The sequence below is a fragment of the Nitrosomonas sp. genome, assembly GCF_019752095.1.
In the GTDB taxonomy this organism is placed as follows: domain Bacteria; phylum Pseudomonadota; class Gammaproteobacteria; order Burkholderiales; family Nitrosomonadaceae; genus Nitrosomonas.
The window spans coordinates 105834-115857 of the sequence record NZ_JAIEMO010000010.1 but is presented as its reverse complement, the minus strand read 5'-3'; the positions used below and the strand labels follow the sequence as shown (position 1 = coordinate 115857).

At 43.0% G+C, this 10024-nt stretch carries 12 protein-coding genes; 6 read left to right on the top strand and 6 right to left on the bottom strand.

The features are described 5' to 3' along the window. Nucleotides 1–293 precede the first annotated feature (293 nt). Nucleotides 294–1211 (bottom strand): porin family protein, encoded by a 918-nt coding sequence (locus K2Q13_RS04975; protein WP_292919578.1) that lies wholly within the window; start codon nt 1209–1211, stop codon nt 294–296. A 126-nt stretch (nt 1212–1337) separates the two neighbouring features. On the opposite strand from K2Q13_RS04975, the gene aat reads away from it, so the two are divergent. Genes aat through K2Q13_RS04945 form a run of 6 tightly spaced genes read left to right on the top strand, consistent with a single transcriptional unit; the run spans nt 1338 to nt 5617 of the window. Next, nucleotides 1338–2039: a leucyl/phenylalanyl-tRNA--protein transferase gene (gene aat / locus K2Q13_RS04970; protein ID WP_292919576.1), complete on the top strand. Its 702-nt coding sequence runs from the start codon at nt 1338–1340 to the stop codon at nt 2037–2039. A 7-nt stretch (nt 2040–2046) separates the two neighbouring features. Beyond that, on the top strand, nt 2047–2754 hold the full coding sequence (locus K2Q13_RS04965; protein ID WP_292919574.1) for an arginyltransferase: 708 nt from the start codon (nt 2047–2049) through the stop codon (nt 2752–2754). A gap of 41 nt (nt 2755–2795) precedes the next feature. Further along, nucleotides 2796–3830 carry a quinone-dependent dihydroorotate dehydrogenase gene (locus K2Q13_RS04960; RefSeq protein ID WP_292919572.1) on the top strand — a complete coding sequence of 345 codons (1035 nt, stop codon included), beginning with the start codon at nt 2796–2798 and terminating at the stop codon, nt 3828–3830. Then, on the top strand, nt 3830–4516 hold the full coding sequence (gene rsxB, locus K2Q13_RS04955; RefSeq protein WP_292919570.1) for an electron transport complex subunit RsxB: 687 nt from the start codon (nt 3830–3832) through the stop codon (nt 4514–4516). The genes K2Q13_RS04960 and rsxB overlap by 1 nt, the downstream gene beginning before the upstream one ends. After that, nucleotides 4513–5145, top strand: a complete 633-nt coding sequence (gene nth, locus K2Q13_RS04950; protein ID WP_292919568.1) for an endonuclease III — start codon at nt 4513–4515, stop codon at nt 5143–5145. Before rsxB ends, nth begins: the two co-directional genes overlap by 4 nt. 19 nt (nt 5146–5164) lie before the next feature. Continuing rightward, entirely contained in the window at nt 5165–5617 is a 453-nt protein-coding gene (locus K2Q13_RS04945; RefSeq protein WP_292919566.1) for a DUF1841 family protein, read from the top strand. A 58-nt stretch (nt 5618–5675) separates the two neighbouring features. Here the strand turns inward: K2Q13_RS04945 and K2Q13_RS04940 are convergent, their stop codons facing one another. The 5 genes from K2Q13_RS04940 to K2Q13_RS04920 form a co-directional block, all read right to left on the bottom strand. After that, nucleotides 5676–6005: a cytochrome c gene (locus tag K2Q13_RS04940; RefSeq protein ID WP_292919565.1), complete on the bottom strand. Its 330-nt coding sequence runs from the start codon at nt 6003–6005 to the stop codon at nt 5676–5678. A 27-nt stretch (nt 6006–6032) separates the two neighbouring features. After that, on the bottom strand, nt 6033–6359 hold the full coding sequence (locus tag K2Q13_RS04935; RefSeq protein ID WP_292919563.1) for a cytochrome c: 327 nt from the start codon (nt 6357–6359) through the stop codon (nt 6033–6035). A gap of 101 nt (nt 6360–6460) precedes the next feature. Beyond that, nucleotides 6461–8392, bottom strand: coding sequence for an ATP-binding cassette domain-containing protein (locus K2Q13_RS04930; protein ID WP_292919561.1), 1932 nt, complete (start codon nt 8390–8392; stop codon nt 6461–6463). A gap of 157 nt (nt 8393–8549) precedes the next feature. Then, entirely contained in the window at nt 8550–8975 is a 426-nt protein-coding gene (locus K2Q13_RS04925) for an Hsp20/alpha crystallin family protein (RefSeq protein ID WP_292919559.1), read from the bottom strand. Between the two features lie 216 nt (nt 8976–9191). Continuing rightward, a complete protein-coding gene (locus K2Q13_RS04920) occupies nt 9192–9839 on the bottom strand; it encodes a hypothetical protein (RefSeq protein ID WP_292919557.1) in 648 nt (215 codons plus the stop codon). Nucleotides 9840–10024 lie beyond the last annotated feature (185 nt).

The following is a 10024-nucleotide window of genomic DNA, read 5'->3' as shown; positions in this document are numbered from 1 at the left end:
ACGGTTAATCTTTACCGGGTTTAATTCCTCGCCCCTTGGGGCGGGGTCATTCATTGTTGCAGGAAAGCAGTTGAAATTATTTAGATTTCCTGCTGATTGATATTTCTATACTGCATACGGGTTCAATCTCGACAAAAAAACACCCTACTAAGCAAATAGTAGGGTGCCAAGGCTTCGTTACACATTGATACTTGGTAACGAACGAACAAACACGGTATTAAATCAGTGAATCATATGAATCTTACTGTTACGGAAATTGATTGCTAATGCACTGACATAAGCTTATCTTTTTCCTAAAAACCGATACCGAGATAGCCACCTACGGTCATGCCACCAAACTTCGTGCCGTCCAGAGAGCCGGGCATCAAATGATAGCGTGCATCTGCGCCGATAAAGAAATCTCTCCAGATGTTATATTCGATACCACCCGCAAACATAATTCCGGGTTCCAATACGGTGATTGATTCAGTGGGTGGGCTAACAACGTGTATTGCCAAACCGGCAGGAATAATCCAAGGTCTGATTTTATATTTTGCAAAATGATTGAATTTAATTTTAGGCGATGCGGTCAAGGTAAATTGACCCACCGTCACACCCCGGGGATTGTATGCGCCACCCGCCAATTGCGTAGGCTCGTTCGCCAGCGCATTGCCCTGAATGCCATGCCCATATTGTTTATATTCAAACATCAATTCTGCATCAATTTCGGTATTCGGTATGAACCCCCAAGTATCCTTGGTCAGTTGAAAATCAAACCCAGCGCCGGTATACCAAGCATGTCGGTCTGCTTGATCCTGGGCGCCAACGGGTGCGACACGGCTTTCGATCGATACACCATTGCGATGCTCGTCACTTCTGGCGTAACCACCCCGGAAAAACAACATAATCCTTTTATCACTCATACCCTCAAAATCAATCTGTTCTTTCGAGGTTCTGGTTTCCTGAATTTGCTCAACTTTCTGCATGGTTCGAGCCGATTCTGCTGTCACCCGATTCAATTCATTTTGCATTTCTTGCGTGCGAGCCGATTCAGCTTTCATTCTATTTAACTCATTCTGAATTTCTTGCAGGGCATTTTCCAGTTGCTTGATGCGTTGAGTCGCTACATCTTGCGCGTAGACTTGCGGCGTAGTCACTGCAAGAATGATTAATAGTGAAGCTCTTGTTACAAAATTAGCTGCTGATTTTCCCTTTTGTAAAAAATACTTCATATAATTTTCCTTTATTAGTTTTTAGTTGTGGCGAATAATTAATTGCAATAGCATAATAAAAAAGCTTTGCAGCAACTTTGATCTACATCAAGATAGTAGTAATCAGTGTTTTGTTTTTGGAATTTAATGGATCCTAGTATTAGAACGTTTGCATCATTTCCACCCGTGGAAAATGCGTTGAGCGAGCCCAATGGGTTGCTGGCCATTGGCGGGGATCTTACTTCGCAGCGCTTGCTCGAGGCATATAGCAGGGGTATCTTTCCCTGGTTTAATGAAGGCCAGCCGATTCTTTGGTGGAGCCCGGATCCGCGCATGGTGTTGTTTCCCCATGAGTTAAGAATCTCTCGTTCACTTCGCAAAGCTATTAAGAAGACAAACTATGAGATTTGTGTGGACTGCAACTTTACCCAGGTTATGCTAGCTTGCGCGGCACCGCGCAAAGGTCAGTCAGGCACCTGGATACACCCGCAAATGATTGCTGCTTATACTGCGCTGCATGAAATGGGTTTAGCGCATTGTGTGGAAACCTGGATCGATGGTGAGCTTGTGGGGGGGCTGTACGGAGTGGCTTTGGGTAAGGTGTTTTTTGGCGAGTCAATGTTTTCACGGGTTCAGGATGCATCAAAGATTGCCTTGGTGCATCTGGTAAAGCAATTACAATCCTGGCAATTTGGTCTGATAGATTGCCAGGTTAGAACCCAGCATCTGGAATCCTTGGGGGCGCAGGAAATTTCCAGAGCGGAATTCAGTCAAAAGCTGGATAGTCTAATTACTGCCGGATTTGAACCCGGCAGTAAATGGAGCTTTGAACGCATCTTGATTGAGTAGAGTGCCCGTGCTTAAATTTCACACCACTAATCCCTATTCCTGCAGCTATTTGCCTGATAGATTGGCATGCTCTGAAATCGCAACGCCAGAGCATCTAATTGATACAATGGCTTACGGAAATCTGGTTCAGGCGGGTTTTCGCCGCAGTGGACATTACGTCTATCGCCCTTGTTGTGAACATTGTCAGGCTTGCCAATCAGTGCGTATCAATGTCAAAACTTTTACTTCCAAACGTACCCAACGCCGTGCTTGGAAACGGCATCAGAACTTAGTAGCCATACAGCATCCGTTGCATTATCAAGCGGAGCACTATGCACTCTATCAGCGCTACCAATCCAAACGGCACTTGGGCGGCGGCATGGATAATGATTGTCGGGAGCAATATCATAATTTTTTGTTACAAAGTTATGTGAATTCTAGATTGATAGAATTCCATGAAGCAGGACAGTTGCGCATGATCAGCATTATTGACATTTTGCCCGATGGCATTTCATCGGTATACACATTCTATGACGCGGATATTGCTCATGCAAGTTTTGGCACCTACAATATCTTATGGCAGATTAAACAATGTCGGGAGCTGGGGCTAGACTATCTTTATCTCGGCTATTGGATTAAAGAAAATCAGAAGATGCGGTATAAGGCTGATTTTCGATCACTCGAAGTTTTGATTAATGGTCGCTGGCAACTGCTGGATGACAACAATATTTCTTAAGATGCATTAAAATTGGCCATCGCTTCGGGATAAAATCATTTATGTTCTATGCTTTGCTTCGTCCGCTGCTGTTTAAATTAGATCCTGAATTTGCTCACAGAATAACATTTGGCGTAATTCAACAGATCAGTAAATTAGGCTTGCTAAAGAACGTTTCTATTCCTTGTCAGCCACGAAACGTGATGGGATTGACGTTTCCTAACCCTGTAGGATTGGCTGCTGGCTTAGATAAGAACGGTGAGTATCTGGATGCGCTCGCTACGTTGGGGTTTGGTTTCATTGAGATTGGCACCGTAACACCAAGACCTCAGCTAGGCAATCCAACGCCTCGCATTTTTCGTGTGCCTGAGGCAAACGCGATCATCAATCGCCTAGGTTTTAATAATCAGGGTGTCGAGCAATTGGTGGGGAATATTAAGCGCTCGAATTATCAAGGTATCTTAGGTATTAATATCGGCAAGAATTTTGACACGCCGCTAGAAAAAGCGATCGATGATTATTTGATCGGATTGCAGAAAGTTTATCGTCACGCTAGTTACGTGACAGTCAATATTTCATCGCCAAATACCAAAGATTTACGGCAATTACAAGCTACTGATGCCCTTGATCAGTTGTTAGGTGAATTAAAATCTGAACAAGCCAAGTTAGCGCAAATTCATGGAAAATATGTGCCGATGGTGGTAAAAATAGCCCCCGATCTTGATCAAGAGCAAGTCGAGTCGATTGCAACGTTATTGCTGAAACATTGCGTAGATGGCGTAATTGCAACCAACACGACTATCTCTCGAGCCGGTATTGAGCATCTGGCACTCGCGCAGGTGAACGGGGGGCTCAGTGGTGCTCCATTGACTCAGCGCGCTACGGTGGTAATTCGGCAACTGCATCATTTCTTGCAAGATGCTATTCCTATCATCGGTGTCGGCGGTATCCTGTCAGCAGGTGATGCGCAAGATAAATTAAGCTCCGGTGCCAGCCTGATTCAGCTATATACCGGTTTAATTTACCGTGGTCCTGATTTGGTCAGAGAAATTGCCAAGACGGTTTGTGCTGATTTAAAAGTTAGTCATTTGCAATAATGGATAAACTGCTTATAGATCAGATAGATGATATTTTACCGCAAACCCAATGCAGGAAATGTAGTTTTATTGGGTGCAGACCTTATGCAGAAGCTATCGCAGAAGGTCGTGCAGATATCAATCAATGTCCACCTGGTGGGCAACAAGGTATCCATAGAATTTCCGAGTTATTGGGTGTTCCGGCTAAGCCGCTCGATACAACATATGGTTTCCCAAGATCCAATCAAGTTGTTGCCTGGATTGATGAACATTTGTGTATTGGGTGCACCTTTTGCATCCAGTCTTGCCCCGTTGATGCGATTGTTGGTGCTGCAAAACAAATGCATACGGTGATCGCAGACGAATGCACAGGTTGCGATTTGTGTGTTGCACCATGCCCGATGGATTGCATTCGCATGATTCCAGTTGATAAAGAAATAACAGATTCGGTTAGCTCGCTCGTAGATGTGGATAGAAAACAAGCTGCAGAAAGAGCGCGTTCACGTTACCAATTTCGCCAGCAACGACTTGCACATATCACCCAAGTTGGTAACAAGATACATACTGAAGAATTTATTCAACCGCCGGAAGATAACCAGGTAAGCGCTGAAGTGCGTAAAAAGACTATTATTGCAGCTGCACTCAAGCGTGCAGCTGCAATACGCGTTCACGCAACAAACGAATCGAATTTCAGAAAAGCCAAATGAACTCAATCAAGCGTCACGAAATTTTTGCTTGCCTGAAATCAGCCAATCCCCATCCGACCACTGAGCTAGAATACCATTCACCTTTTGAATTGCTTATTGCAGTCATTCTGTCTGCACAGGCAACAGACAAAAGCGTCAATTTAGCGACACGAAACTTATTCTTGCAAGCCAACACGCCAGAAAAGGTTCTTGCTTTAGGAGAGGCTGGCTTAACAGAATTTATCCAAAGGATTGGATTATATAAAACCAAAGCAAAGAATATCCTGGCCACCTGTCAATTGTTGGTGCAACAGCATCATAGTGAAGTGCCCCGTACGCGAGAATTACTCGAGCAATTACCCGGTGTTGGACGAAAAACTGCCAATGTGATTCTGAATACAGCTTTCGGCGAACCAACAATTGCTGTCGATACTCATATTTTTAGAATTGCCAATCGCACAGGCTTGGCTCCTGGAAGGAATGTTTTGGAAGTGGAATTGAAATTGCTCAAGGTGGTGCCTAAAGAATTTCTTCAGGACGCGCATCATTGGCTGATTCTTCATGGTAGGTATGTTTGTAAGGCGAGAAAACCAGAGTGTTCAACATGTAAAATTAATCATCTGTGTGAATTCAAGAATAAAAATATTTAACTTCAACAACGCTATATCTATGTTTAAACCATCTCGAGAACAAGCGCGCCAGTTATTTTTTGATACTTGGCGTAAATTCCGCCAGCAGGATGTCTTATCCGGGATTGAAGCAATTGCGTTGGAGGTGATACTGCAGCACCAGGAGTACCAGGGGTTACTTGATAATGCCGATCAATATTTAGATAAGGACTTTTTGCCTGAAATGGGTAATACGAATCCATTCTTGCATATGAGCATGCATGTGGCGATTAAAGAGCAGCTGTCAATCAATCAGCCAATTGGCATTTGTGAGCGATTTGCTCGATTGCAGGAAAAAACGGGAAGCGATCACGATGCTACCCACCAGGTAATGGAATGCCTCGCAGAAATGATTTGGCAAGCGCAGCGCTATCAATCTGCGCCGGATGCAACTATTTATTTTGATTGTCTGGATAAGCGATTAAATAAAAGCGAGATAAAACCAAATAGATAGTGGTATTTATCCCGCCTTTAAATTTCAGCTGCAAATAGAATTATTAAATCTACTTTCTTTATTTGTTCGAATTCAAAGTACCCGGTAGGCTTGAATAGTAAAAAGCCAAGTTGTCAATATCTGCTGCACTCAAGTTGGCAGCCATCGCAGTCATGATAGGATCATTTCGTGCACCGGATTTGTAATCATTCAACGCTTTTGCTAAATAGGTCCTGTACTGTCCACCAATCTTAGGGAAATTTGGTGCAGGACTGTTTCCATCGACACCATGACATGATGCACACACTTCAGCCGCTTTACTTTTACCTGCTTCAATATCAGCAGCCACTATTTGACTTGATAGCATCAAGGCCGCTGCACTTACTGCAGCAATTACATAATTCTTCATAATTCGTTCCTTACGTAAATGACTTAATTAATTTTTAGAATAATAAGCAGCAAAATCTTTGAAATCTTGCTGCGATAGCGTTTGAGCCAAGCCATTCATGGTCGGATGGTTGCGCGTGCCATTTTTGTACGCTTCCAACGCTTTAACGAGGTATTCTTCATGCTGCCCGCCCAGCTTAGGAACATTATAAGCACTAGGAAAAGCTGTTCTATATCCTGGAATTCCGTGGCAACCTTCACACATTGAAAGTTTGTCTTTTGCCGCAGCTGCATCTCCTTCCGCTTGAGATGCGCCTGTAAATGCCAAGAGCAGACCCATGGCAAGTAATAAATTCATAATTAATTTTTGTTTCATCTAATCCTCCTTCTCTCAAAACTTGAACTTTAAACGATACGCCCGGTTTGGTCAATGAAAAGTGTGAGTATGTCCATGTTGTTTATAGGGAAATGCTAGTCTCAGGTGCTCAAGTCTTTGGCAGATATTGATTCCAATTCTTCCCATCTTGTTAAGCAATCTGTCAGTTCTTTTTCAATCATTGCAAGGCGTTTTTGTAATGCCTTTACTTCGTCGGGATAATCGCGATAGATTGTTGGCTCATTCAGGCGCAAAATAATATTAGCCTGTTCATGTTCCAATAAATCTATTTTACCAGGTAACGCTTCAAGTTCCTTAGCTTCCTGATAACTAATTTTTTTGGTTAGAACAGATTTGGATGATTTGGAAATTTTGGTTGGTGAAGTATCTGGCTGGCTGGATAATGTTTTTTGCTGACTGATATTATTTTCAAAACGTTTTACACGTACCCACTCTTCATAACCCCCAATATATTCACATAATTTTCCATTTCCTTCAAAAGCAATTACTTGTGTAACTACGTTATCTAGAAATTCGCGATCGTGACTGACCAGAAACAACGTACCAGTATAATCCTGCAGCAATGCTTCCAGTAACTCTAGCGTTTCGATATCCAGATCATTGGTGGGCTCATCCAACACCAGTACATTGGCTGGGCGGGTAAATAATCGTGCCAGTAACAACCGGTTACGCTCTCCACCCGACAGTGATTTGACCGGCGAGCGTGCGCGCTCCGGAGGAAACAGAAAATCCTCCAGGTAACTGATGACGTGTTTGCGTTTGCCGTTAATCTCGATAAAGTCTGAACCTTGACTGATAGTATCGGTCAGAACCATTTCTTCATCGAGTTGCTCACGCATTTGGTCGAAATAAGCAACTGCCAGCTTGGTTCCTTGCTGAATCTCTCCGGAATCCGGTGCTAATTCACCTAAAATTAATTTTAATAAGGTTGATTTTCCAGCACCATTAGGGCCCAATAACCCCACCCGGTCCCCTCGCATAATGCGGCAAGAGAAATCTTTGATAATTATTTTATCGCCATAGCTTTTATTGACAAGTTCCAGCTCAGCCACTAATTTTCCCGAACGTTCGCCGACATCGACATTAATATTGGCTTTGCCGGCTTTTTCCCTTCTTGCTGTGCGTTCTAGCCGTAATGCTTCCAATCTTCGTACTCTGCCCTCATTGCGTGTGCGTCGCGCTTCGATGCCTTTTCGTATCCAAACTTCTTCTTGTGCCAGTATTTTATCGAATTTTTGCTGATGCACCGCTTCAACCTCGAGCATTTCTACTTTCTTGCGCTGATAATCCTTGAATCTTCCCGAGAAATTTTCCAGATTGCCGCGGTCTAGTTCGATAATTCTGGTTGCCACATTATCCAGAAAACGCCGGTCATGCGTAATAAACAAAACACTGCCGGAGAAATCTTGCAATAATCCTTCCAGCCATTCAATCGAAGAAAAATCCAGATGATTGGTGGGCTCATCCAGCAACAGTACATCCGGCGATATCACCAGTGCGCGCGCCAACGCCACGCGCTTTTTCAAGCCACCGGAAAGATGTTCAATCAAGGTATCCGCAGGCAGATTCAACTTATCGATTACTGTTTCTATTTTTGCCTGCAGACTCCAACCGTCTTCCACTTCCAAAGTACTTTGCAAATCCTGCAATCGAATCAGCAACGCTTCAGTGTCATCTGTTGTTTCACTCAACGCATGCGAGACAGCATGATAATCCAACAATATTTGGCTAATATTGCCTAAGCCAGTTGAAACTTCCAAATACACCGTATTGGCAGGATTCAACAGAGGTTCTTGTGAAACGTGAGCCAGCTTTAAATTAGGTGCACGCCAAAGTTTTCCATCATCCAACTTGATTTCTCCTGCCAAGGCACGCAGCAAACTTGATTTACCTCCGCCGTTTCTGCCAATTAACCCTACACGCTCTCCCGGATCCAGTTGCAAATTTGCATGATCGAGTAAAGCATGGTGGCCAAAAGCCAAACAGGCGTTTTCCAGTGTAATGAGCGGCATCAGTAAGGTTTGTTTTTTGCAGGAGTAATTAGATTCTGTTTTTTGATAAGCAACAGGGAGGCGATTTTGTCATGCTTTAATCTGCTTGGCAAAAATGTATTAATAAAAATGGAGCCCATGAGCTCCATTTTTACAACAATCATTAAAATAAATTGAATTACTCAACTGCCGATACATTGATTTTTTTCGGCAGTACTGCTTCCCGTTTCGGAATAACCACTTCCAGTACGCCGTGTTTTGACGATGCGGAGATTGCATCGGCATTCGCAGTATCCGGTAAACTGAAACGCCTGTAGAAAGAACCGTAGGTACGTTCAACACGTTTATAACCTTCTTTTTCTGTTTTGCTTTCAGATTTCTTTTCGCCCTTAATAGTAAGCACACCATCTTCCATGCTGATGTCAATTTCCTCCGGCTTTACCCCAGGAATATCCGCATGAATGACAAATTTATCATCTCCTTCCTTAATATCCACAGCGGGCGCCCATTCCGCAGTTGCGGTGGAACCTTCAGCGACACCACGGTCCAGCTCTCTTTGTAGTTGACTCAACAAACCCCAAGGTTCATAACGTGTAATAGCCATGATAATTTCTCCTTATAAATTAAAAACACATCATGCAAGTTCAATACCAACGCCTTGTTCAATCCCACACTGCTAATCAATTGAAGCGGCGGTTTTACAGTTACAGAAAATACACTTTCGATGCTGATATAAGGTTCATTTGATTTTTTTCAAGCGATTGGATAAGAATCTTTAACCGATTTTCAGTTATATTGATCGCAAATAAAAGAATTGCAATTATTGGGAGTAACGTCGTCGCAATCCATACATAATTGCTACCGTAATTGCCAGCAGTAAAACTATCCAGATCATGTTCCGTTTAACCCATTCGATTGGATTTGCCCGAACGGAAAAATTTGCTTCGGCAAGGCCAAGTATTTTGTTCTTTGTTTGTGCACTATTTTGTGCCAATAAGTGCAACTGGAATTTTAATACTTGCTCACCCGAAGAATTCGGTGTCACCCACCAACGCCATTTCGCCGCGCCACCATAGTCTGAAATTGGATCTTGCGGTCCCTGCCGATCAATTTCAAAGGTTGCTCCGGCAATTTCTGCCTTCATGTTGGAGGAAACAGTACCGCTAATTCCCTGAATCGAAGTACCCTCGGAAGCTGTGGCAACAATTTCGTTCAGAAATCTGGAAAGATGCTTCGTTTCCAAATTGAGAATTACTTCAAAGCCTTCATATTGTTTGACTGTTGACGGAATCGTAATCGCCGCGCTATCGACTGGTAATTTCATAATCACCGGATTAATCCCCCTCTGGGCCGATAGCATGTGCAACAACGCATTGATTGAGAAAGGTACAACTAGTAATACCGCCAATAATGCGATTGGCATGATGAAATTAATATTCAAACCGGATTCAGGTTCTGAGTGGGGCATGATTTCTCCAACTGTTCATTTTATAGCGAAATAATATCATTCTTAGTCCAACACTTTTTCTAGACAAGTTACGCAGTTAATTACTATCGCATTTAGTCGATTCGGAATCAGCGCACAAGATCATAATAAAAAATAATTTTAAGTCTTTAGTGAATCATTCCGAACAGAAATTGTTGAATTTTTTA